20 protein-coding genes are annotated in these 23072 nt (G+C 68.5%); 10 read left to right on the top strand and 10 right to left on the bottom strand.

Annotation, left to right across the window (positions count from 1 at the left end):
* From infB to rph, 4 genes are all read left to right on the top strand, one after another.
* On the top strand, positions 1-1823 hold a 1823-nt coding region (gene infB / locus VNO22_12350; protein HXG62164.1), incomplete at its 5' end, for a translation initiation factor IF-2.
* Between the two features lie 19 nt (positions 1824-1842).
* On the top strand, positions 1843-2130 hold the full coding sequence (locus VNO22_12345) for a DUF503 domain-containing protein (protein HXG62163.1): 288 nt from the start codon (positions 1843-1845) through the stop codon (positions 2128-2130).
* Positions 2127-2540 (top strand): 30S ribosome-binding factor RbfA, encoded by a 414-nt coding sequence (rbfA, locus tag VNO22_12340; protein ID HXG62162.1) that lies wholly within the window; start codon positions 2127-2129, stop codon positions 2538-2540. Before VNO22_12345 ends, rbfA begins: the two co-directional genes overlap by 4 nt.
* Entirely contained in the window at positions 2537-3256 is a 720-nt protein-coding gene (gene rph / locus VNO22_12335; GenBank protein HXG62161.1) for a ribonuclease PH, read from the top strand. The genes rbfA and rph overlap by 4 nt, the downstream gene beginning before the upstream one ends.
* A 12-nt stretch (positions 3257-3268) precedes the next feature.
* Here rph and priA read toward each other — a convergent pair whose 3' ends face one another.
* The 7 genes from priA to VNO22_12300 form a co-directional block, all read right to left on the bottom strand.
* A complete protein-coding gene (gene priA, locus VNO22_12330; GenBank protein ID HXG62160.1) occupies positions 3269-5434 on the bottom strand; it encodes a primosomal protein N' in 2166 nt (721 codons plus the stop codon).
* Positions 5435-5458: 24 nt separating this feature from the next.
* Positions 5459-7450, bottom strand: coding sequence for a hypothetical protein (locus VNO22_12325; GenBank protein HXG62159.1), 1992 nt, complete (start codon positions 7448-7450; stop codon positions 5459-5461).
* A gap of 55 nt (positions 7451-7505) precedes the next feature.
* Entirely contained in the window at positions 7506-7898 is a 393-nt protein-coding gene (locus VNO22_12320) for a hypothetical protein (GenBank protein HXG62158.1), read from the bottom strand.
* 31 nt (positions 7899-7929) lie between these two features.
* Positions 7930-9903 (bottom strand): APC family permease, encoded by a 1974-nt coding sequence (locus VNO22_12315; GenBank protein ID HXG62157.1) that lies wholly within the window; start codon positions 9901-9903, stop codon positions 7930-7932.
* 162 nt (positions 9904-10065) lie between these two features.
* Positions 10066-11256 carry a nickel pincer cofactor biosynthesis protein LarC gene (gene larC, locus VNO22_12310; protein ID HXG62156.1) on the bottom strand — a complete coding sequence of 397 codons (1191 nt, stop codon included), beginning with the start codon at positions 11254-11256 and terminating at the stop codon, positions 10066-10068.
* Positions 11253-12056 (bottom strand): SAM-dependent chlorinase/fluorinase, encoded by an 804-nt coding sequence (locus VNO22_12305; GenBank protein HXG62155.1) that lies wholly within the window; start codon positions 12054-12056, stop codon positions 11253-11255. Before VNO22_12305 ends, larC begins: the two co-directional genes overlap by 4 nt.
* A gap of 142 nt (positions 12057-12198) precedes the next feature.
* On the bottom strand, positions 12199-13785 hold the full coding sequence (locus VNO22_12300; protein ID HXG62154.1) for a hypothetical protein: 1587 nt from the start codon (positions 13783-13785) through the stop codon (positions 12199-12201).
* A 113-nt stretch (positions 13786-13898) separates the two neighbouring features.
* On the opposite strand from VNO22_12300, the gene VNO22_12295 reads away from it, so the two are divergent.
* Positions 13899-15215, top strand: coding sequence for a pitrilysin family protein (locus tag VNO22_12295; GenBank protein HXG62153.1), 1317 nt, complete (start codon positions 13899-13901; stop codon positions 15213-15215).
* Here the strand turns inward: VNO22_12295 and VNO22_12290 are convergent.
* The gene (locus VNO22_12290) at positions 15202-15792 is read right to left on the bottom strand and encodes a fibronectin type III domain-containing protein (protein ID HXG62152.1); all 591 of its coding nucleotides are present in this window, start codon (positions 15790-15792) and stop codon (positions 15202-15204) included. The genes VNO22_12295 and VNO22_12290 overlap by 14 nt on opposite strands.
* A 137-nt stretch (positions 15793-15929) precedes the next feature.
* On the opposite strand from VNO22_12290, the gene VNO22_12285 reads away from it, so the two are divergent.
* The 3 genes from VNO22_12285 to VNO22_12275 are packed head-to-tail and all read left to right on the top strand — an operon-like array spanning position 15930 to position 18035.
* Positions 15930-16496, top strand: a complete 567-nt coding sequence (locus VNO22_12285) for a sigma-70 family RNA polymerase sigma factor (protein HXG62151.1) — start codon at positions 15930-15932, stop codon at positions 16494-16496.
* Entirely contained in the window at positions 16493-17389 is an 897-nt protein-coding gene (locus VNO22_12280) for a zf-HC2 domain-containing protein (GenBank protein HXG62150.1), read from the top strand. The genes VNO22_12285 and VNO22_12280 overlap by 4 nt, the downstream gene beginning before the upstream one ends.
* 10 nt (positions 17390-17399) lie before the next feature.
* Positions 17400-18035 carry a hypothetical protein gene (locus tag VNO22_12275; protein ID HXG62149.1) on the top strand — a complete coding sequence of 212 codons (636 nt, stop codon included), beginning with the start codon at positions 17400-17402 and terminating at the stop codon, positions 18033-18035.
* A gap of 7 nt (positions 18036-18042) precedes the next feature.
* Here VNO22_12275 and VNO22_12270 read toward each other — a convergent pair whose 3' ends face one another.
* On the bottom strand, positions 18043-19839 hold the full coding sequence (locus tag VNO22_12270; protein HXG62148.1) for a hypothetical protein: 1797 nt from the start codon (positions 19837-19839) through the stop codon (positions 18043-18045).
* Positions 19840-20796: a KpsF/GutQ family sugar-phosphate isomerase gene (locus tag VNO22_12265; protein ID HXG62147.1), complete on the bottom strand. Its 957-nt coding sequence runs from the start codon at positions 20794-20796 to the stop codon at positions 19840-19842.
* A 98-nt stretch (positions 20797-20894) separates the two neighbouring features.
* Between VNO22_12265 and VNO22_12260 the strand changes: the two genes are divergently transcribed.
* Both VNO22_12260 and VNO22_12255 read left to right on the top strand, forming a co-directional pair.
* Positions 20895-22163: an aminotransferase class I/II-fold pyridoxal phosphate-dependent enzyme gene (locus VNO22_12260; protein HXG62146.1), complete on the top strand. Its 1269-nt coding sequence runs from the start codon at positions 20895-20897 to the stop codon at positions 22161-22163.
* A partial coding sequence (locus VNO22_12255; protein HXG62145.1) for an ABC transporter permease occupies positions 22157-23072 on the top strand: 916 nt, incomplete at its 3' end. The genes VNO22_12260 and VNO22_12255, both read left to right, overlap by 7 nt.

The following is a 23072-nucleotide window of genomic DNA, read 5'->3' as shown; positions in this document are numbered from 1 at the left end:
CCACCGTGGCCCCGCCGCGTCCGCGGCCGGTTCCGACCCCGATGTCCGAGCGCAAGATCGAGATTCAGGTGCCGATCACCATCAAGAATTTCTGCGAGCAGACGGGCATCAAGGTTCCCCTCGTCATCAAGAAGCTCATGGAAATGGGGGCCGCCGTCACCCACCAGAACGCCGTCCTGGACGAGGACATGGTCGGGGTGCTCGCCTCCGAATTCAAGCGGGACATCACCGTCGTCAAGGAAAAGACCGCCGAGGAGGAAATCCGGGCGGCGGTCGAGGTCAAGGACGATCCCAAGGACCTCGTGCCGCGGGCGCCCGTGGTGACCTTCATGGGCCACGTGGACCACGGAAAGACCACCCTCCTGGACCGCATCCGCAACACGAACGTGGCCGCGGGAGAGGCCGGCGGCATCACCCAGCACATCGGCGCCTCCAAGGTGGTCACCCCGGACGGAAAGACCGTGGTGTTCCTCGACACGCCCGGCCACGAGGCCTTCACCCAGATGCGCTCCCGCGGCGCCCGGGTCACGGACATCGCCGTCATCGTCGTGGACGCCGCCGACGGAGTCATGCCCCAGACGGAAGAGGCGATCAACCACGCCAAGGCCGCGGGCGTGAAAATCATGGTGGCCCTCAACAAGATCGACAAGCCCCAGGCCAACCCGATGAAAGTCAAGGGGCAGCTGGCGGCCCTGGGTTTGCAGCCCGAAGACTGGGGCGGAGACGTCACCTGCGTCGAGGTTTCGGGGCTGACCGGCCAGGGCGTGGATCAGCTCCTGGAACTCCTGTCCCTTCAGGCCGAGCTCCTGGAACTCAAGGCGAACCCGAAGCGGCCCGCCACGGGTGCGGTGCTCGAGGCGCGCAAGACGGAGGACCGCGGCGTTGTGGCGACGCTTCTGGTGCAGAACGGGACGCTCCGCAAGGGGGATGCGCTCCTGGCCGGCCGCGGGTACGGCCGCGTGCGTTCGATGGCCGACGACCAGGGGCGCCCGATCGAGGAGGCCGGTCCGTCCACCCCCGTGGAGGTCACGGGCTTCGTGGATCTTCCGGACGCGGGAGACCCCTTCCAGGTCGTCGAGGACCTGGCGCAGGCCAAGGAGATCGCCGAGGAGCGCCAGCGCAAGGCCCGCGAGCAGCAGATCCTGGAGCGCCAGCACGTCTCCATGGAAACCCTCTTCCAGCAGATCGAAAGCGGCAAGCTCAAGGAAGTGCGCGTCGTCCTCAAGACGGACGTCAAGGGCTCCCTCGAGGTGCTGCGCGAGGCGCTGTCGAACCTCTCGGCCGAGGAGGTCAAGCTCAAGGTGCTGCATGCCTCGGTCGGCGCGGTGACGGAAGGGGACGTGCTCCTGGCGGACGCCTCGGACGCCCTCATCATCGGCTTCAACGTGGACGTCGAGGGGCGGGCGCAGGAGCTGGCCAAGGAGCGCGGCGTCGAGATCAAGCTCTACTCGGTCATCTACCAGGCGATCGAGGAGATGAAGGCGGCGCTCGAGGGGCTTCTGGAGCCCGAGCTCGTGGAGGTCGTCCAGGGGCACGCCAGCGTCAAGGAGGTGTTCCGGATCTCCCGCGTGGGCGCGATCGCGGGGTGCCTCGTCACCGACGGGAAGATCGAGCGCGGGAGCCAGGTGCGCCTGCTGCGGGAAGGCAAGGTGGTCCACACGGGCAAGCTCGAAAGCCTGAAGCGGTTCAAGGACGACGTCAAGGAAGTGGTCGAAGGATACGAGTGCGGACTCAAGATCGCCGGGCACGACGACGTGCGCAAAGGCGACGTCGTCGAGGCCTTCACCGTCCAGAAGGTGGCCCGGAAGCTGGAGAAGAAGTAAGCCCGCGGGGCGGGAACCGATGATCGTGGGGACCCTCAAGCTCCGCCTCCTCCTGCGCGATTCCCATTCGCTCAAGGATAAGCGCCGGGTGCTCCGGAGCCTGAAGGACACGCTTTCGAACAAGTTCAACATCTCGGTCGCCGAGACGGACGGCCACGACGTCTGGCAGTCCGCCGAGATCGGCGTGGCGGCCGTGGGGGCGGACGCGCCGTTCGTCCAGAGCGTGCTGACCCAGGTGGTCAACTACGTCCGGTTCTTCGGGGGCGTGGAACTCGTCGATTCGGAGCAGGAAATTTACGGAGAGTGAACGGGGAACCCGGCGGCGCCATGACCCACTACCGCAAGGATCGGCTCCAGAGCGAGATCGTCAAGGAAACCAGCCAGATCCTCCTCTACGAACTCAAGGACCCCCGCAAGGGCTTCGTCACGGTGACCCGCGCCAAGGTGTCCGACGATTACCGCACGGCCAAGATCTTCGTGTCGGTCATGGGTACGGCCAAGCAGAAGAAGCTCACCATGAGCGGCCTGCGCCACGCCCAGGGGTTCGTTCAGGCCGAGCTCTCCCGCCGGATCAAGATGCGTGTATTTCCGGAAATCCGCTTCGAGCTCGACGAGTCGATCGATCAGGCGTTCCGGATCGCGGCGATCTTCGACAAGCTCGAGGAGGAACGCGCGCGCCGCGGCGGACCCGCCCCGGCCGCCGAGGAGGAAGAATGACCCGTCCGGACGGCCGCGCCCCGGATCAGCTCCGACCGGTTCATCTCACCCGCGGGTTCACGTCCGGCCCGCCCGGCTCGGTGCTCATCGAGATGGGGCGTACGAAGGTTCTCTGCACGGCGACGATCGAGCACGCCGTCCCTCCGTGGCTGGAGGGGCGCGGGCAGGGCTGGGTGACGGCCGAGTACGGGATGCTGCCCGCCTCGACCTCCGAGCGCAAGCCCCGCGAGCGGGGCGGCAAGGTGGACGGGCGCACGAGCGAGATCCAGCGCCTCATCGGGCGGGCGCTCCGCGCCGTCACCGACCTCGAGATGCTCGGGGAACGCACGATCTGGCTGGATTGCGACGTCCTGGAGGCCGACGGCGGCACGCGCACCGCCGCCATCACCGGCGCCTACGTCGCCCTCATGGACGCGGTGCGGTCCCTCGAGAAGGACGGGGTCCGGTTCGCCGCCCCCCCGGTCCGGGACTCCGTGGCCGCCGTGAGCGTGGGCGTCTGCCGCGGGGAGATGCTGCTGGATCTCTGCTACGAGGAGGACTCGCAGGCCGACATCGACATGAACGTGGTGCTCACGGGGCGCGGACTCATCGTCGAAATCCAGGGCACCGCGGAGAAAACGCCTTTCGACACGTCGCGCCTCATGGCCCTCTACAAGCTCGCGGAGCGGGGGATCGCCCAGCTCCGGGAGATTCAGAAACAGGCCCTCGCCCGGTGACGGGCCGGCGCTTCAGAGCAGGCTCGCCGGGTCCACGTCCACCGCCACCTGGAGCGTGGAGGTGCGCGGGAAGGAAGCCGCCAGCCGGCGGAGGTCGGGCAGGACGGATTCGAGGTCGGGCGCCTTCACGAGCAGATGGCGCCGGTACCGTCCCCGGAGGCGGTAGATCGGGGCCTTGGCGGGGCCGAGCACCTGAGCCCGCGGTTCGGGCAACGCCTCGCGCAGCCGCCGCCCCGCCTCCTCGACCGCTTCCTCCACCCGCTTTTCCTCGCGGCCCTGGACCACCAGGCGCACGAGCGACACGAACGGCGGGTACCCCGCCTCCCGGCGGTGTTCGAGCTCGCGGGCGACGAACCCGGCGAAGTCGTAGGACGCCGCCGACCGGATCGCGTCGTGCCGCGGGAAGAAGGTCTGCACGACGACCCGCCCTCCGCGGGGGCCGCGGCCCGCGCGGCCGGCCACCTGGGTGATCAGCTGGAACGTCCGCTCCGCCGCGCGGAAATCGGGCACGTGGAAGGCCGTGTCCGCGTTGACCACCCCCACGAGCGTCACCTCCGGAACGTCCAGCCCCTTGGCGATCATCTGCGTGCCCACCAGGATGTCCGTGCGGCCCTCGCGGAACGCCGAAAGGGATTCGCGGTAGTCGCGCCGGGTCCGCATGGAGTCGCTGTCCATCCGCGCCACGGCGAAGCCGGGAAAGATCCGCCGGATCTCGGCCTCCACGCGCTCGGTTCCCTGGCCGTACTGAACGAGCTTGCCGCCCCGGCAGGCCGGACAGGACGCCGGCAGCGGCTGCGCGTCCGCGCAGTAGTGGCAGACGGCCCGGTCCTCGCGGCGGTGGTAGGTCATCGCCACGTCGCACCGGCGGCAGTGGAAGAACCAGCCGCAGCGCGCGCAGGAGACGTGCGTGAGGAATCCCCGGCGGTTGAGGAAGAGGATCACGCGCTCGCCCCGCTCCAGCGCGGCCCGCGCCCGCTGCTCCAGCCGGCGGGAAATCACGGCGCGCCGCTTGAGCTCCGCCTGCTCGGCGGTCATGTCCACGACCTCGATCTCCGGAAGCGGCCGGCCCTCCACCCGGGCCGGCAGGCGGACCAGGCGGTAGGCGCCCGTCCGCGCGCGGTGGAGCGATTCGAGCGAGGGCGTGGCGCTGCCGAGGATCACGGTCGCTCCCTCCCGGCGGGCGCGCTCGACGGCCACCTCGCGCGCATGGTAGCGGGGGACGCTCTCCTGCTTGTAGGCCCCCTCGTGTTCTTCGTCCAGCACGATCAGCCCCAGCGACCGGACCGGCGCGAAGACGGCCGAGCGGGCGCCCACGATGACGTCCACCCCGCCGGCCCGCGCCGCGCGCCACTGGGCCGCGCGGTCCACCTCCGAAAGCACGCTGTGAAGCACCGCCACGCGGGAGAAGCGCCCGCGGAAGCGGGACACCGTCTGGGGCGTCAGCGCGATCTCCGGAACGAGCACGATCGCCTGGCGGCCGGCCGCCACGACGCGCTCGATCGCCCTCAGGTAGACCTCCGTCTTGCCGCTCCCCGTGATGCCGTGCAGGAGGACCACGCCGGGCCGCGAGACCTCCTCCAGGGCCGCTTCCTGCTCCGGCGTCAGGCGGATGTCCCGCCGGGGTTCCGACGGCGGATCCGAGAGCAGATCCGCCTGCGGGCGCTCGAGCGTCTCCCGGAGAAGTCCCGCGCGGAGCAGGGCGGAGACCGTCGAGGCCGACGCGCCGGTGCGGCGGACGAATTCTCGAAGGGGGAGCGGTTCGGCCAGGCGGCGCGCCGCTTCCAGGATTTCCTTTTGCCGGGGCGTCCGGCCTTCGCCGTCGCCCGCCGAGACGAGGCGGACGAAGCGCGCGGGCGAGGCCTTCTTGACCCCGGAAGGAAGCGCCGCCGCCAGCGCTTCCCCCCAGCTGCAGACGTAACGCTCCGCCACCCAGCGCGCCAGGTCCATCAGCTTTTCGTCGAGCAGCGGCTCCGCGTCCGCCTCCAGAAGATCCAGGACGCGCGGCACCTCGGATCGGTCCGAGAGCCGCGCGACGAAGCCCGTCTCCCGCCGGCCCCGGAAGGGAGCCGTCACGCGGACGCCGGGGCGCACCCGGTCGCGGAGCGCCGGAGGGATCCGGTAGGTGAATGTCCGATCGATCGGAAGGTCCAGGAGAAGGACGTCGGCGAAGTCCGCCATGGGCGGAATCCTACCACGGCGGGCTTACCGGTCCACGCGAAAGGATCGCCGCAGGAAGAGGCGCTCTCCGCCGACTTCGTCGAGGAGGACCTCGAGCGGCCGCGAGGGGTCCACGAGGGGGCACTCCAGCGGGCGCGCCGCCGCTTCCGGCGCCAGCCGCGGGACGAGGTGCCGCGCCTCGATCCCGCCCGGCGGTCGCAGGATTACCGTGAGCGACAGCTCTCGGCCGGATCGGTTGACCAGGAGAACTTCCGCGACGCGCCCCGCGGCGGACGGCCGGGTGCGGACGGAGACCTCCAGAGGCGTGGCGATCCGCACGGGCAAGGTCTTCCGGACTTCGCGTCGCGTTCCGGAGCGCACGAAGGAAACGGAGAGGTCCAGGGTTCGAACGCCTTCCGCTTCGGAGTCCGGCAGGAGGAACTGAAGTTCGCCTTCGGGCGCGATCCGCACGGTCCATCCCGGCGGCCCAAGGACTCGGAGGCGAGGCTCCGCGGCGCCGCTCGGAAGGAGCAGGCGGCGCGTGACGGGGCCGCGCCGGAGAGGGAGGACGGGATCGTCGAGCCGCACGGCCAGGTGATCGGCCAGGCGCGTCGCGTCCACGGGGCCGAGGAAGACGGGCATGCGATCCAATCGAAAGGAGGATTCCGCGGAGACCGCCCGGGCGCCCGATCGGGGATCGTAAAGATCGGCCCCTTCGGCCCACGGGAATCGAACGTCCTGGGGCGCGTCGCTCCAGGCGACGGCGATCAGCGTTCCCTTTCGTTCCAGGATCCGGCGGAGCGGAGGTTCCAGGAGCGGTTGGAGGTCGGCGCGCAGGGAAGCTCCGGCGAGGATCCGCCCGGCCGCTCGGAGGGCCTGAAGCGAAGGACCGGGCTCCAGGACGCCCAGGGCGGGCGACAGGTCGGCTCCGGACGGGGCGTCCAGGAGGGCGCGGACAAGCTCGGACGGATCCGCAGGCAACGGAAGGGCGGGGGCGGCGGGTTCCCAACGGGCGATGAATTCCCGGAGCGGGGGCGGGCATGAGGGACCGGCGCCGAGAATTTCAAAGCCGCCCGCCCGCACGAGATCCCGCACCTTTTCCAGGGTGTCCGGGTCGGCGCTCAGGGGGAGGCGGACCCGGCGCACGCCGGCGGCGCGGAGGAGGGAGGAGGGTTCGGAGGGAAGCGCGGCGGGGTCGAGATGCAGGCAAAAAGGGAGAGTCTCCGGCGAGGCCTCCGGCCACGGCGGTGCAAGGACGACCAGGGGAGTGTCCACGTTCGGGGTCAGTTCGAGGCGATAGGCGCCGGGCGGAAGGGGAGGCAGCTCGAGGGGCACCGGAGTTCCGTCGGGTCGGAGGAGGACTTCGGGGAGCGCGCGGCGTTCGGTTCCGACGGCCAAGGTGGGACGCAGGGCGTGCTCTCCGGGGGGAAGCCCGCGGGCGCGGATCCGCAGGCGCGGGCGCTCGGCGGGTTCATAAACGGGGTGGGGGCGATCGACGGGACGGACGTCGTAGAAGACGCGCCGTTCGAGGCGGACAAGATCGAAGTGGGCTTCGCCGCGGACATCGGGGCCTTCGAAGGCCAGCAGAATCGTGGCGAACGCGGCCCCGGGGGGCGGTTCGGGAAGATCCGCCTGAACCTCGGTCCAGGCGTCCTGGCCGGATAGCGCGGGGGTGCGTGCCGGGGGTGCGAGGGGGTCGCCCCGGGAGTCTCTCCAGACCAGGGCCCCCCAGGCGGAGTTGCGGCGGGCTCCCGGGAGGCGGATCCAGAGCCGCAGCCGGTAAGCCCCCTGGGGGTCCACGGGGACGGCGGCGGCGGGAAGAATTTCGACGCCGACTTTTCCTCCCTGGGTTACAAGGCGCAGGTAACGGCTCCCGGAGGGGGCGGCGCCGGCCTCTTCGGCGATTTCCGCGCGGTTGTAGAACGGATATTCCGGAGATTCGATCTTCCGCCAGCGCGAAGAAAGATTGTCTTCGAAGTCCTCGATCCAGGTCTCCTGAGAAAGCACGGCCAGGGCGGCGACCGCCAGGATGTTCACGCGGATCCCCTCTGAAGAGCGTATCGGCCGGGGGAGGGGAAGGTCTGGAGAAAAGTTACTTCAGCCCGCCGCCGTTCTTGCCACCCGGCGGGGGGAGTTTCTTCTCGATCCGTTCCAGGATGTCCGTATGCCGGCGGAGAATGTGCGTGTGCTGATCCAGAATCTCTCCCTGCTTTTTCTGGATTTCGATGAATTCCGCCCCGCGCTTGCCGATGACGGCGAGTGCCTTGCGGATGCCTTCGATGATTTCGTTGGTTCTTTTGCGGTCTTCGGCGGCCTGTTTCCGGTCCTCGGCCGCCTGGCGGGCGAACTCTCTGAATTCTTTTCGATCCTCAGCGGCCTGACGGGCGTATTCTTTCAGATCTTCGCGCAGGAGTTCGTTGTCGCGGATCAGGTATTGGATCCCCTGAAGGATTTTTTCGAACCGCCGGTCTCCGTTCGCCGTCACGGCCGAAGTATAGCGCGGGCCGTGCGGGGGATCAAGCCGGGGCGCTTCCGGCGCGCCGGACGGGGGCCATTACCCGGATCGGCAGCATGATCAGCGTGTGACCCTCGAACTGAAGGCGCCGCTGGATCTCCTCGGCGGTTTGCTCGTGGAGCAGGCGGGTGATGAAGCCGGGTTGTTCGAAGAGAAGGTGGCCGGCGAAGAAGATGATGCGGGGAAACTCCTGGGTGAGGACGGGGCAGAGTTTGACGACCTCGTCGACGACGTCCACCCCGAGGGCGCATCGGTATTCCGCCCAGTAGCCCCATTTGCGGGCCAGGGCCACGTACTTCTCGAGGTCCGCCTGGACGGACTCCCTCAGGCGCTCCACTTCCCGGGCGCCCTTGAATCGATCGAAGTCGATGTCCCCGACGCTGACGAAGATGAAGTTGCGGAAGTAGTTGGGGAAGAGGCGAAGCACCGTGAGGAAGGAGTGGATGCCGGCGCCGCCGTAGCTGCGCACGAGGACCGCGGCGGTGGGCGCGTCGGGATCGCGGCGTGCCGGGGGCTGGCCGCGGGCGGGTTCGGATTCGACCTGAACGCGCACCCGCTCGAGGCGGCCCAGGAGACGGAATACGCGGCGGTAATAGTGCCGCACGAGGGCGCACAGGATCATGAGTCCGAGGATAACCCCGCCGGCCAGGAGCGCGTACCGCGCGCGGAAGACCATCATGAAGAGGACCACGACGGCCGAAAGCAGGAAGGCCGCGCCGTTCATCGCGAGTCGGCCGGCCCAGCCGTTCTCCCGGTGGCGCAGGTGGTGAACACACATGCCGAGCTGCGAGAGGACGAAGGTCACGAAGACGCTGAAGGCGTAGAGGATGACCAGGACCTGAACGCGGCCTCCGGTCAGGAGGACCGCTCCGATGGCCCCGCTTCCGATCAGGAGGATGCCGTTGGAGATGACCAGGCGGTCGCTCAGACGCCGGAACCAGCGGGGCACCCAGGAGTCCACGGCCATGGAGGCGAGCACTCGAGGTCCATCGACGTACCCGGCCTGGGCGGCGACGAAGAGAAGCGCCCCTTCGGTCGCCAGGGTCAGCCAGACGAACGCCTGCCCCAGAGGCGAGGGGCCCACGAGCGATTCCACAAACGCCGCGTTGAGGGTCTTGCCCTCCACTTTGGCGACGTCGTAGAGCAGATATCCCATCAGGAGCCCGCCGCTCGTGAAGGCGAGCGAGACCGCCATGTACAGCATGACCCGCTTGGCCGTGGCCACCCGCGGCTCACGGAGGATGGGAACGGAATTCGATACCGCTTCGATACCGGTGTACGTCCCCGCTCCAACCGTATAGGCCTTCATGAAAACCAGGAGAAGGCCCCCCCATCCGGCGGTGGACAGAAGGCCCTGGGCTTCGCGGGCGCTTGCGGAGAGGGTCGCGCTCACTCCCGAGCCGTGAGAGATCAGGGCCACGACGATGGCCACCGTGTGGGTCGCCAGAAACCCGATGAAGATCGGAAGAAGAACGAGAATCGACTCCTTGACGCCCCGCAGGTTCAGGGTCATCAGGCCCACGGTGGCCAGGACCGTCGCCGGCAGCTTCCAGGGTTGCAGACGGGGATCGTGAAAAGCGCTGAAAAGCGCGTCCATGGCGCTGGCCATGGAGATGGCGATCGTGAGCACGTAGTCGACGACCAGGGCGCATCCGCACAAAAGCCCGACGTAGGGGCCCAGGCTGTGGGAGGCCACGATGTATCCTCCCCCGCCGCCCGGGAAGGCCTCGATGGTGTGGGCGTAGGCCGTTGAAAGGATGGCGACCGTCAGGGCGATGGCCACGATCAGGAAGGGAGCCAGGGCCCGGTGAGGTCCCAGCTCGACGAAGATTTCTTCAGGTCCGTAACAGGAGGAGCTCAGACCGTCGGCGCCCAGGCCCACCCAGGCCAGAAAGGCCGCCAAGGCCAGCCGTTCGAAGACTTTAGGGTCCAGAGGGCTCTTGGGAGCCCCCAGGACCAGCTCGCGAAGTTTCATGGGTCGAGACCCGGCCGGCGCGTGCCGGAGGCCCGTGCCGAGCGGGTCCCGATCCGTCCCTTCTTTCCGGGGCGGGCGGCGGGGTAGCGGGAATGGTATCGCCCCTGACGTCCCGAATCAAGTAAACCGAAAGCGGGGGGTATGTTTATAAGTATTTGGGTGTCAATGTGTTATGCTAGAGCCCTTCCGAAAGGCTCGAAGGGCTGCCTCTTGGACCGCGGAGAGGGGGACCCCGTGATGCTCGGCGGCGGCCCGGGCGTCTTCGTATTCCGGGGCGGCTTTGAGGGTCCGACCGTTCAGCCGGCCCACCTTGCAGCGAATGGGGCCGTAGGGGGTCTGGACGGTGATCTCCCGGCGGGGGAGCTTGGAGCGTTCCATAAGGACACGGCGGACCCCGAAAGTCGGAGTTTCCCGCAGGAGGAGGGCCTCCACCGCCGCGCGTCGGGAGGGGGGGGTCAGGACGGAGATCTTGACCGCCGGGCGGGACTTCTTCATGAGAATCGGAGTGCTGTAGACGTCCAGGGCTCCGGCGGCGAAGAGTTTTTCGTAGAGGTATCCCACCAGCTCTCCGGCCACATTATCGAGGTTGGTTTCGACGAGGAAGACGGCGTCGCTTTCCTCGGCTGAAGCGGCCTCGCCCACCAGGAGGCGCACGACGTTAGCCCGTTCGGGAAGGTCCCAGTCGCCGGCTCCGTAGCCGGAGGCGGTCAGGACCATTTCCGGGAACCGGCCGGGCCGGCGGACGAGCGAGGCCAGGAGGGCCGCCCCCGTGGGGGTGACGACTTCCCGGTCCAGGTCGAGCGGGGTCAGGGGGAACCCGTTCAGGAGGGCGATCGTGGCGGGTCCGGGGTTCGGGAGGGCGCCGTGATGAGTCCGGATCTCCCCCCGGGTCACGGGCACCCTGGAGCAGTACACCTCCTCGACGCCCAGGAGGTGAAAGCCCAGGCAGGCTCCCACGATATCCACGATCGAATCCACCGCCCCGACCTCGTGGAATTCGACCTTCATCGGATCGACGCCGTGGATGCGTCCCTCCGCCCGGCCCAGGCGCAGGAAGACGTCCGAGGCGCGCTCTTTGACGGCGGACGGGAGGCCGCTGCGGCGGATAAGGCCCAGAATCGTCTTGAGGGGCGTATGGTGGTGGCGGTGGGCGGACTCGTCGACTCGGACGGTCACTTTCGTGGCCGAGATCGCTCCCTTGAGGACGCGCCGCGCCGAGAGGCGGTATCCCTTGAGGGGGAGACGGGCCAATCCTTTTCGGAGCTCCGTCAACGGGAGTCCGGTATCGACCAGCGCCCCGAGGGTCATGTCTCCGCTCAGGCCGCAGAAAAGGTCCAGGAAGGCGATCTTCATGGCTGGGCGTGGTGGATGCGGACCGGCGCGCCCACTCGGGCGCCGGTCTTCTTCTGAGCGTTGCCCTGGTTGACCGAGATCTCCAGGTGTCCCGTCGAGCCGATGACGGCGATCAGTTTTCCCTTGGGCGCATCCCCATAGGAGCGGGAAAGATCCCGAAGGACGGACCTTCCGACCCGGATTTCGAGCTTCCCGCCGACCTGGGCGAGGCTGTCGGCGGGAATGTTGGTGATGAGATTCCCGAAGTGATCCACGCGGACGACCTCGCCGCGGATGACCCCTTCCCGCGTCACCTGGGGGGCGGGCGGAGCGATGCGGACCAGGGTATCCACCTCGGGGCCCAGCCGGCCCGGGTTCAGCCCGCGGGAGAGATGTCCGGCCACCGGCGCGAAGATATCGCGCCCATGAAAGGTGTTCGAGACGGGCTGGAGGAAGTATTTCTTCTCCTGGACGCGGACGATGCGGCGGATCGCGCCTTCCTTCTCGAGGAAGCCCAGCAGGCCGTTGTCGGGGGCCAGGAAGAGATAGCGTCCCGTTTCGACGGCCAGGATCGCCCGGTCCGTCCCCACGCCGGGATCCACCACGGCGACGAAGACCGTTCCGGCCGGAAAGTACCGGTAGGTGTTGGAGAGCAGGAAGTAAGCCTCGAGAACCGCCTGCGAGGGCACGTCGTGCGACAGGTCGATGATCCGCGCGTCGGGATGGACCGAAAGGATGACGCCCTTCATGACCCCCACGTACGGATCACGCAGGCCGAAATCGGTCAGGAGCGCCACGATGCCGGAGGGCCGAACGCTCATGGCCTTATTCAAGCGAATCGGGCCGCATGTGTCGACAAATCCGAAAGGTCGTTTCCTCCGGCGCGGTCGGACCGGCGGGATCCGGCGCCCGAGGCGGGCAAAGCGGGGAAGGGCCGGGCGATCTCGAGCCGGAAGCGGTGAATCAGTATTCCCGCCGCTTGCGGGGGGATTTCTCCCCGCTCTCCTTGGGATCCTGGTACTTCAGGAGGTCGCCGCACTTGGGGCAGGGGCCCGAGAAGGCGTCCTGGACGGAGCACTTGGCGCAGACGAAGCTCTTGACGCGTTCGAATCCCGTCATTTCGGTCTTGCGGACTCCTTTCCAGATCTCCTCGGCCTTTCCGAGCATCTCGGCGGCCGCTCCGTCGAGGACGAGCACGTCCGTTCCGCGGCGCTCGACCAGAACATGCCCCTGCGGCGTCGCGAACGAGGTCTTCGAGCCCCGCACCCCCTCGGGCGACGGCTGCTCGTATTTCTTCTCCAGAAGCAGAGCATAGGCGTCGGCGAACTCGCGGGCGTCCTCTTCCGAATCCCACGTGGAATACCACACGTACATCGTGATCATGCCCTTCACGGGCCGCGCCGGAACGCCGCAGTCCGGGCAGGGTCCGGCGGCGCCCAGGCGCGCCTCGCACTTCGGGCAGGCGAACTTTCCGGGAAGCGGCCCTTCCCGCTCCAGGACCACGTACCGGTCGCCGTCCCAGCCCTCGCGGGCGCGGCGCAGCGGCAGGGGCCGCAGATGTTCCCGCAGGTACTCCTTGAGAAGGATGTCGATGGCGAACTCGCCGTGGACGTTGTTGAAGCTTTCCTTCCACGGCGCGCCGAAGAGGCGTTCGAGGTCCGGCAGGGTGATGAGCGTGGGGTTGTCGCGCTCCGCGTAATACTTTTCCGGATGCAGAATCTGTTCTGTGGAGAGGGGGAAATCCTCGAAGAGCCGTGAGGCATCCTTCAGCGTCCCCTTCGTGCTCTTGAGATACGAGACCACGAAGTCGGTACCGTATCCGTACGGGAAGGTGAGCGACAGCCGCAGGTAGGCCGGCAGGCGTCCCGCCGGGCCGGGCAGCATTCCGGACTTGTACGTCTGATTGATCCCGCGGATGATGAGGTCGAACTTGTCCTCGAACTGATATTTCCAGCCCACCGCGGAAGCGTCCCCCTCGATCACCGCCTTGAGCGCCATGATGAGATCGTCGTTCGTCTCGTCTTCGAGCGGAAGGGTGGACAGCTCGAAGTGCTGGTCCTGGGCGGCGTGGGTCAGCTCGTGAACGAGCGTGATCGCCTCCATGTCGATGCCGAGGGCCTTGAGCTGCTCGGCCTCGCCGCCGGCGTCCTCTCCCGACCGGATGAGGCGGAGCTCCTTGGTCTTGGGGTGGTAGAACCCGGCGATGGAGCTTCCGAAGAGGTCCATGTAGGCCTGATAGATGTCGAGGTCCTCCGGGATCAGCCCGAACTTGGCGTAGCCGCGCTGGTACCGGGCCGCCTTGTCGCGGGGGAGCTCCTTTTCGAACTCGGCCTTGAGGAAGTCGAGGAGCTCCTTCTTGGAATAGATCCCCACCGTGACTTCGCGCTTGAAGTCCAGGCCCCGCAAGGCGGCGACGTCCTTCTTGTGCCGGGCGGTGCGCTCGCGCAGCTGGGCCTTCTCGTCCTGGGGTTTCTCTTCCTGGGGGGTCGCCGAAAGGGCCAGAAGGAACGCCGAAATCGCCCCCAGGGCCGCCAGGAAACGCTTCTTCATCGGACCGCTCCCCAAAACGTTCTCCGGAGGCTTATACGACGGGACGGAAGGGATAGTAGTTGCCACCTTGGATCGTCCCGAGTATTATCAAGCCGCCACCGGCTCAAATCAAGATGAATCTCCGGCGCCGCGCCAGTCGGATCCTCCGCGAGGAAATCGTCTCCGCCGTCCTGCCCTGCGGCCTGCCCTGCTATGCCGTGCCCAAGCGGGGCTTCGACAAGAAGATCGCCATCTTCGCCGCCCGTTACGGCTCCCTCGATCTGGAGTTCGCCGAGGACGGCGGCCGGGCCGTGCGCACGCCTCCCGGCATCGCCCACTTCCTGGAACACCAGCTCTTCAAGAAGGCGGGAGGCGAGGACGTCCTGATGGAATTCGGAAAGTACGGCGCCTCGTCCAACGCCTTCACGGACTACTGCGCCACGGCCTACTATTTCACCGCCAGCGGCCAGTTCGAAAAGAACCTGGAGCTCCTTCTGACCTTCGTCACGACGCCCTATTTCGAGGACGAGTACGTCGCCAAGGAAAGGCTCATCATCGAGCAGGAGCTCCGGATGTACGACGACTCGCCCGACCACCGGCTCTACCGGAACCTCATGTCTGTCCTCTATACCGAGCATCCCGTCCGGATCGACATCGGAGGCACGGTGGAGGACCTCCAGAAGATCGACCGGCCGCTTCTGGAGGCCTGCTATCGGACCTTCTACAACCCGGGCAACATGGCGCTCGTTGTGGCCGGCGACCTGGATCCCGCCGCCGTTTTCCGTCACGCGGCTCGGACGCTCTCGAAGGACGGCTTCCGGCCGCGGGGGCCCATCCGCCGGAATCTCCCGGCGGAGCCTCCGGGGGTCCGCGAACGCGTGGTCCGGGCGGAGATGGCGGTGTCCCTCCCCCGGGTGCTGGTGGGATTCAAGGACCTCGACGTCGATCCGCGCACGGCCATGCAACGGGAGCTGGAAACGTCGGTGGTGCTGGACCTCCTCTTCGGCCGCGGCAGCGCCTTCTACACCCGCGCGTACGAGGAAGGGCTGATCGACGACAGCTTTTCGTTCTCCTACAACAGCGAGGATCCGTTCGGGTTCTCGCTGATCGGCGGCGAGACGGAAGAGCCCGAGCGGCTCGCCGAGCGGATCCTCCTGGAGCTGCACGCGGCCCGGAAGCGGCGCCTGAAGAAGCGGGACGTGGAGCGCTCCAAGCGCAAGCGCCTGGGCAAGTTCATCCGTTCGCTCGACACGCCGGAGGGCGCGGCGTTCCTGGTCCTCAACTGCGTGCAGAGAAACCTGGACCTTTTCGAAGTGCCCCGCTGGATCGGGCGGCTGAGCCCGGCGCGGCTCGAGGAACGGCTGCGGGATCATTTCGACGAGCGCAATTACGCCGTTTCGATCCTTGTGCCCAAGAAGGGCGCCGAGCCGCTTGCCGTTACGGGGGCGTAGGAGGGGCTTCCTTCTTTTCGGCGGTTTCCTCGACGGCGGGGGTCGATTCGCCGTTGCCCCCGCCCGGCGGCGCGGCGGGAGGAGGCTCCGCCGGCGCCACCGTCACCACCACCTCTTCGGAATTTCCGCTCTCTCCCGCCCGGTTGGTGGCGCTGACGCAGTAGTGATACGTTCCCCCCTCGGAAACCTCGCTGTCCGTGTACGAGAGATCCGGATAGTCCATGACCAGGTTGACGAGAGGGTCCCCCGGATTCGACGAGCGCTTGACGTTGTAACCCGTCGCGCCGGGGGAGGAGTTCCAGGTCAGCAGGACCACGCCCCCCGTGACGTGGGCCGAAAGCCCCGTGGGGGCCTGGGGCGGATCCAGCGGATCGGAAGGCGCCTCGCTCAGAAGGTCCGTCCGAAGCTCGTCCATGGGGATCTGCCTCTGGATTTCGTCCCTCAGATCGGTGATCTGGCGGCGCAGCTTGTTGTAGAACTGGGCGAGCTTCCGGGCGGCCTGGGGCAGATCCTTCCCGTAGATGATGACGGCGATCACGATGATGATGAAAAGCTCGCCGAAGGAGAAGTCGCCCATCGCGCCTCATTGTAGGAGGCCGGGGATGGGTTCGCAAGCCGCGCTTTCCTTCCCCCCGGGCAAGGAGCTTCGGCGGGTCCTCCGCGTCGCGGCAAGTTCTTTACCCCCGCCCGGTTTCGGCGTCCAATAAGGGGGAGATGAGCCGGGGCGATCCGATGGTGGATGCGGAGCTGGTTCTCAGGTTCAAAGGGGGCGAGGAATCCGCCTTCGACGCTCTGGTGCGCCGGTACATGGAAGAAGCCTACGCGTTCTGTCTGAGGCTCACCCGGGACGCCCAGGAGGCCGAGGAGCTTTCCCAGACGGGGTTCGTCCGGGCCTACCGGGCGCTGCGGGATTTCCGCGGGGAGGCCAGCTTCAAGTCCTGGCTCTTCCGCATCTTCGTCAATCTCTATCGGGACCGGCGCCGGAGGCGGCGGCGCGCGGAAGCGCGTCTGGACGTCCTTCGGGAGGAGGCCCGCCGGCAGCCGCCGCTGGCGGCGCCGTCCGACGGCGCGGCCCTCGAGACCGGCGAACTGGCGGACCTCGTTCAGGAAAAGATTTCCCTCCTGCCGGATCGCCAGCGCGAGGTCCTCGTGCTTCACCTCTATCAGGGCATGCCGTACTCGGAAATCGCCCGCGTGCTGGGATGCTCCTACGACGACGTGAAGGTCAATCTCTCGCTGGCCCGTCGAAAATTGAAGGAAGCCCTCAAGGAGTACCTGTGAGCTGCGCCGACGTTCGCCTGGACGAGTACCTGGACGGGGAGCTCGACGCCGCTGCGCGCGGCGCCGTGGACGCCCACCTTTCCGCCTGCGCGGCCTGTCGCCAGAGCCTGGAAGCCTCCCGCCGGCTGGAGCGGCTGCTGCTGTCGGTGCCGGCGGGCGCGCGTCCGGACGCCGAGCGGTTCGTCGCCGGCATCCGCGCCCGCGCCCGCCGGCGTTTCGACCGCCGGTCGATCGCGGCCGCCGCCGCGGCGGCGGTCTTCCTGGGCGTCCTGATCAGCTCGATGCGCGACTCCCGCTCCGACGTGCGCGCCGCTCTGGCGCGTTTCGCGCGGACTCCCACGGCGGCGGACGAGGCGCGGATCCGCGCCGCCGGCCCCGCCGGGTGGGCCGTCCTGGAGGAGGCGCTCGACGCTCCGGACGTGCGGCTCCAGTTCGCGGCGGCGACGCTGCTTTTTCGTCTGGGCGACGAGGCCGCCCGCGAGCGCGCGCTCGCCCGCTTCCGCGCGCGCCCCTCCGGGGAGGCGTGGACCCTGGCCGAGCCCGGCGTGGAAGAGGAAGACGTCGAGATCGTCCCGGTGGCCGTTTCCATGGCCGTTGCGGGCGACGGCCAGGGCGCGCTCGAGATTCTCCGCAAGCTCCGCCGCCTGAGCCTGCAGGCCGAAGCACGGATCGTCGAGACGGTCGTGGGGCTGCTCAAGTCCGAGGACCCGAGGGTCCAGCGGGCCGGCCTGGACCTGGTGCGTCATCTGGACCTGGATTTTCCGCTGACGGCGGTGGTGGAGCTTCTGGATTCGCGGGAGCTGGGGGAATCGGCCCTGAAGGTCCTGAAGGAAATCACCGGGAAGGATTTCGGCGGGGACAAGCAGGCCTGGCGCAGCTTCCTGCGCCGGTAGAGGAGGAACCATGAAGACCTGGGCGGCGATTGCGGCGCTGGCGGCGTTTTCCGGAGCCCAGGATCCGGCGCGCCAGGAGGCGGAGGCGCGCCTCCGCAGCCTCAAGGTTTCGCTCGACTTCCAGGGCGCCGAGCTCGAATCCGTCATCGATTACCTCCGGGATCTTTCCGATCTCAACATCCTCGTGGACTCCAAGGTGCGGGAGAAGAAAGCGACCGTCACGCTGCGCGTGCAGGACGTCTCGCTCAAGAGCGCCCTCCAGCTCATCCTGCGCCCGCTCGGCTGCGACATGATGTTCCGCGACGGCGTGCTCATGATCATGACCCGCGAGGAGGTGATGGAGCGCAGTCTCGTCCTGGAGCTGTACGATTGCCGCGACCTGCTCCATCCGGTGAGGGACTTCCCCGGCGTGGACTTCGAGTTGGCGCCGAACGGGCAGGGGGTGATTCCTTTCCGGGAAGAAGGCGAGGAGCCGGCGGAAATGCCGATCGAGGAGCTGATCCGGGCCCACACGGGGGGGCGGAGCTGGGACGAAAACCCGCGCTGCACCGTGAGCCTGCGCGGGGGGATTCTCGTCGTCCGCAACACGCCCGAAGTGCACGCCGAGGTGCGTCGTCTTCTGAACCTGCTGCGCCGGCACAAATAAGCGGGATTCAGCGCTCGGCCGCCGGCTCGTCGAGCACCAGGCGGACGCCCCGCCGGCCGCCCACCATCCGGGTCGTGCGGAACTTCATCCCGCTGGCGGGATCGGTTTCCTCGCGGAAAAAGATCCGCTCGGCCAGCACCGTCCGGGGGCCCATCTGGGCCACCGCGTCCGGGAAGCCGGTCAGGGCCAGGGCCTGCGTCGCCGGGTCGAAGTCCAGGCGCTCTCCGTAGAGCTCCGCGCCGTCCCGGAGCTGGCGGATCCGCACGTTTCCGCGCGCCCGCAGCCGCTCCGGCGGTTTCCCCTCCGCCCCGAGCCGCACGTCCAGGCGGTCGGCCTGGACGTGGAGGTCCTGCGTCCGGACGGCGGAGCGTTCGAAGATCCGGATCTCGGTGCGGGCGCCGGACGAGTCGATGACGACGTCCCCTTCGGAGGTCAGCCGGTATTCCGGGCCGCCGCCCGCGGCCGCCTGCGGCGTCAGCCGGATTCTCTTGGGACCTTTGAGGACCACGATCGACGTTCCTTCGAGGACGATCTGAGGCGCCTCGACGACGCTGCCCTGTTGCGTGACCCGGACGAACGGGCTTCGCTCGAGGCTTCCGCGGCGTTCGGCCAGGTTCCACCGGAAGCGATCCGCCTGCGCCCGGCCGCCCTGGGTCCCGAGCCCCTCCAGGACGACGTCTCCCGAGGCGTCCACCTCCTGGAGGGCGCCTCCGGCCGCCCCGCGGGCATCGAGCTTCCGGGCCGAAAGCTTCAGCGGCGCTCCTCCCTTGCCGTCTGGAGGAGCCAGGTCCGCCGACACGTCGCCCTCGAAGGAGGCCCGATTCCCGGGACGTTCGATGCGGCAGCGCCGGGAGGAGATCCGGTAGGATCCGCCGCGGACCTCGAGCGGGGAGCCTTCGATTTCCGCGACGTCCAGCAGGCCGTCCCCGTAGTCGAGATACTCCCAGTCCACGGAGTCGGCCCGGGCGTCCAGTCCTCCCGCCGCCTGCGCGAAGAGCGAGCCGGAGATTTCCACATCTCCCCAGGCCACCAGCCGGCGAAGCTCCAGCGCCGAGCGGCCGGTGCGGGGGTCCTGGTGCCGCCCCAGGAGGATGTCCGCCGCCCGGGCCAGGACGGTGACCGTGCCGCCGGGGTCCATCCGGTCGAGGCGCACGCCGTCCTGAGCCGTCACCCGGAGGTGATCGGCCGGGTCGCGCGGCTCCAATACCACGAGGGGGCCTTGGGAATGGAGCTGCGTGATCTGCCGGAGCCCGGGATGGTCGGGGCCCGGCGGCGGGCCGCCCAGGTCGGAGGCGCGGCCCAGGATTTCCAGGAATCCGCCGCGCCCCACCGTGGTCCGGCGGATCGCGTCCTCGACCACGACGTCTTCGCCCGTGAGCCTTCCCAGGGGGCCCCACAGGCGGAAGCCCTCGCGCACGGTGAGGGTGCGGGTTCCGAGATCCGCATGGGCGGAGGGCGCTTCGAGGACGGTGCCGTCCTGTCGCTCCACCCGCACCCGGCCGCGGACGTCGAGGCTCTTGGCGGGATCGTCGTAGCGGCCCTCCTCCGCGCGGAGGACGATCTTCTCCGAGGGTCCTCCGTTGCGGGGCTCCGTGAAATAGGCCGCCTCGACGTCCCGGACCTCGAAGATTTTTTTCTGGAGGTCGATCGGGACCGCCTCGCGCCCCTGAAGCAGGGCGACCACCTCGGGCTCTCCGGTCCGCGGGTTCTTCTCGAGACGCTGGAAGGTCCAGTTGCGAATGGGCTCCGCGGGAGGTTCGGACTGCACGGCCAGGAGCAGAACCGCCGCGCCGAGCGGCCTCATTTACACGATCCCCACGTCCAGAAGATCCTGCACGTCGAGCATGCCCACGGGTTCGCCCCGCTCGTTGACGACGGGCAGCTCGTCGATCTTGCGCTCGCGCAGGATCTTGAGGGCTTCGCCGGCGAGCCGGTCGGGTCCGATCGTCAGGGGCGACCGGGTCATGACGTCGCGGATGCGGGACGAAATCAGGCGCGGATCCTGGCCCATGCGCCGCCGGAAGTCGCCGTCGGTGAAGATTCCGGTCAGCCGCCCGCGGGCGTCCACCACGGAGACGGCCCCCGCGCGCGCGCGGGTGATGCGCGTGATGGCTTCCGTGAGGGGCGTGTCCTCGGAGACGACGGGGTTGCGGTCCCCGGTGCGCATGACGTCGGCGACCTTCATGAGCTTGCGGCCGAGTTCCCCGCCCGGATGGTAGAAGGCGAACTTCTCGCGGTCGAATCCGCGGGCGGTCAGGACGCAGAAGGCCAGGGCGTCGCCGAGGGCGAGGATGGCGGCCGTGCTCGCCGAGGGCGCCAGGCCGAGAGGACAGGCCTCCTCGATGCGTCCGAGCTCGATGACGAGGTCGGCGTTGCGGCCCAGAGTCGAGTCGCGCGACGAGGTGACCGCGAGGATCGACGCGCCGATCTGCCGCAGGGGGGGCAGGAGGCGGACGACCTCGCCGGTTTCCCCGCTCGTCGAGAGCGCCAGGACCACGTCCTCCCGGACGACGCGGCCGAGGTCTCCATGGTAGGCCTCGGCGGGGTGAAGGAAGATGGAGGGGGTGCCGGTGGAGGCGAACGTGGCGGAGATTTTCTGGCCCACGAGGCCGGCCTTGCCCATGCCGGTGACGACGAGGTGTCCGCGGCAGGCGCGGATCGCTTCGACGGCCTGGAGGAACTCGGGGCCCAGGCGGTCGGCCAGCGCCTGGATGGCCCGCGCCTCGGCGCGGAGGACCTCGCGCGCCTCTTCGAGGCTCATAGAGAGTCCCCAGTATACCAGCCCGCCGCCGGACGTTCTATCTTCCCCGTCGCGGCCGTTGACAGGTCCCGGCGGGTCGCCGATAATGACGCCGCCCGATGCCGAAACGCAGGGGAGCCTACCAGCCGCCCTATTCCAAGCACAGCTTTCTGGTCCACGGGAAGTTCCTCACCTCGAAGTGGGATTTCGAGCACCACGTGGTGCCGCCGATCTCCTCTTCGAGCACGTACCGCCTCGAAAGCGCCCAGCGGGGGGCCAGCGGCTTCTGCGGGTACGTCGATCCTCAGGCGCGGGCCCGGCGCCGGGGGGAGATCTTCATCTACGACCGCCTCGACGAGCCCACGCGGGCGATGCTCGAGGAGCGGCTGGCCTTCGTGGAGGAAGGGGAGCGGTGCGTGACCTTCGCCACGGGCATGGCCGCGATCGCCGCCGCGCTCGGGGTGGTGCTGCGCTCCGGCGACGAGGTCGTGGCCCACCACGCCTTGTACGGGTGCACGTACAGTCTCCTGACCACCTGGATGCCGCGGATGGGGATCCGGGCGCGGTACGTGGATTTCACGGATCCGCGGCGGCTGGAACGGGCGATCGGCCGGCGCACGCGGGCGGTGCTGTTCGAGACGCCGGTCAACCCCACGCTGGAAGTGATCGACATCGCCGCCGTCGCCGGAATCTGCCGTCGCCGGGGAGTGATTTCGATCGTCGACAATACCTTCGCCACGCCTTTCTGCCAGCGGCCGCTTTCGCTGGGGGCGGACATGGTGGTCCACAGCCTCACCAAGAACATCTGCGGTTTCGGCACCGACATGGGGGGCGCGGTGGTCACGCGGCGCCAGTTCGAGGGCGATCTTCTCCTGTACCGCAAGGATTTCGGCGGAGTGCTTTCGCCCAAGAACGCCTGGCCGATCCTTGTCTACGGTCTGCCTTCGCTGGAGCTTCGGATGCGCAAGGAGGAGCAGAACGCCCTCGAGGTCGCGCGGTTCCTCGAAGGCCACCCCAAGGTGGCGCGGGTCGTTTATCCCGGCCTGGAGAGCTTTCCGCAGCGCGCCCTGGCCCGGCGGCAGATGACGGATTTCGACGGAACGTTCGCGCCTTCGAACATGATCTACTTCGTCGTCAAGGGCGGGGAGCCCGCGGCCTCGCGGCTCGTCAACCATTGCGCGCGGCACGCGTACACGATCACGCTGGCCGTTTCGCTCGGCCAGATCCGGACCCTGATCGAGATGCCGACCGCGATGACGCATTCGGCGCTTCCGGCCGGCGCGCGGCGGGCGGGGCATCTGGATCCCGGCGGGGTGCGGCTCTCGGTGGGGATCGAGGACGCCGGCGATCTCATCCACGACCTGCGCGAAGCGCTCCAGACGTGCTAGTCCTCAAGAATCTCCTGCGCCGGAGGGTTCGGACCCTGCTTTCCGTCCTGGGGGTCGCTCTCGGGATTGCGGCGATCGTGGCCTTTCACGCGGTCGGCCGCGGGTTCCGCGAGAGCCTGGACCGTTACATGCGGGAAAGCGGAGCCCAGCTGCTCGTGGTCAACCGGACGGTGACCGATCCCGCCTTCAGCCGCGTGACGCGCGAGGAGCAGGAGTTCATCCGGTCGCTTCCGGAAGTGGAGCATCTTTCTCCCGGGACCTTCACGCTGGTTTCGCCGCGCGGGCTGAAGGTCAAGCCGAGGCGCCTGCTGACGCTGCCTCTTTTCGGGCGCACGCCGGGGGACCGGCTGCTGGCGAAGTTTCAGGGAAAGGTGCGGGGCCGGCTCCTGGAGCGCGAAGAGGACGTGATCGTGGGCGAAGACGCGGCGCGGGAGCTGGGGCTGGCGCCGGGGGATGCGCTGGAGCTTTTCGGCCAGACGTTCCGGGTGGCGGGCGTCTACGAGTCGGACATCCAGTTCGAACGCGCCGGGGCCATGGCCTGCAATTCCGTGCTGCAGCGCCAGCTTCGGATGGGGGAGTCGGTCTCCATGGGCTTCGTCTACCTGCGGCCGGGGGCTTCCGAGGACCGGGTGCGCGAGGCGGTCGAGGCCCGGTTCGGACACCTGGACGTGATCCGCACGGACCAGTTCACCCAGTACTACAATCAGCTCGAATACATCGACTGGTTCGTGTGGATCGTGTCGCTGGTGAGCGTGGCGGTGGGGGCGCTCGAGGTGCTCAACACGATGCTCATGAGCGTCTCGGAACGGACGCGGGAGATCGGCACCCTGCGGGCCGTGGGGTGGAGCCGCCGGCGGGTGCTGGCGCTGGTGCTTCTGGAGGGAACCGTCATCAGCGTGGCGGGGGGGC

This window comes from Planctomycetota bacterium (assembly GCA_035574235.1).
GTDB lineage: Bacteria > Planctomycetota > MHYJ01 > MHYJ01 > JACPRB01 > DATLZA01.
Note: the sequence above shows the minus strand (reverse complement) of the source record. Positions and strands in the feature narration are given on the sequence as shown.

Coding starts and splice junctions, on each gene's coding strand:
- VNO22_12260 (HXG62146.1), top strand. CDS start 20,895: ATGCCGAAACGCAGGGGAGCCTACCAGCCGCCCTATTCCAAGCACAGC.
- VNO22_12275 (HXG62149.1), top strand. CDS start 17,400: ATGAAGACCTGGGCGGCGATTGCGGCGCTGGCGGCGTTTTCCGGAGCC.
- VNO22_12345 (HXG62163.1), top strand. CDS start 1,843: ATGATCGTGGGGACCCTCAAGCTCCGCCTCCTCCTGCGCGATTCCCAT.
- rph (HXG62161.1), top strand. CDS start 2,537: ATGACCCGTCCGGACGGCCGCGCCCCGGATCAGCTCCGACCGGTTCAT.
- VNO22_12315 (HXG62157.1), bottom strand. CDS start 9,903: ATGAAACTTCGCGAGCTGGTCCTGGGGGCTCCCAAGAGCCCTCTGGAC.
- VNO22_12290 (HXG62152.1), bottom strand. CDS start 15,792: ATGGGCGACTTCTCCTTCGGCGAGCTTTTCATCATCATCGTGATCGCC.
- priA (HXG62160.1), bottom strand. CDS start 5,434: ATGGCGGACTTCGCCGACGTCCTTCTCCTGGACCTTCCGATCGATCGG.
- VNO22_12300 (HXG62154.1), bottom strand. CDS start 13,785: ATGAAGAAGCGTTTCCTGGCGGCCCTGGGGGCGATTTCGGCGTTCCTT.
- VNO22_12265 (HXG62147.1), bottom strand. CDS start 20,796: ATGAGCCTCGAAGAGGCGCGCGAGGTCCTCCGCGCCGAGGCGCGGGCC.
- VNO22_12270 (HXG62148.1), bottom strand. CDS start 19,839: ATGAGGCCGCTCGGCGCGGCGGTTCTGCTCCTGGCCGTGCAGTCCGAA.
- VNO22_12305 (HXG62155.1), bottom strand. CDS start 12,056: ATGAGCGTTCGGCCCTCCGGCATCGTGGCGCTCCTGACCGATTTCGGC.
- VNO22_12285 (HXG62151.1), top strand. CDS start 15,930: ATGAGCCGGGGCGATCCGATGGTGGATGCGGAGCTGGTTCTCAGGTTC.
- VNO22_12295 (HXG62153.1), top strand. CDS start 13,899: ATGAATCTCCGGCGCCGCGCCAGTCGGATCCTCCGCGAGGAAATCGTC.
- larC (HXG62156.1), bottom strand. CDS start 11,256: ATGAAGATCGCCTTCCTGGACCTTTTCTGCGGCCTGAGCGGAGACATG.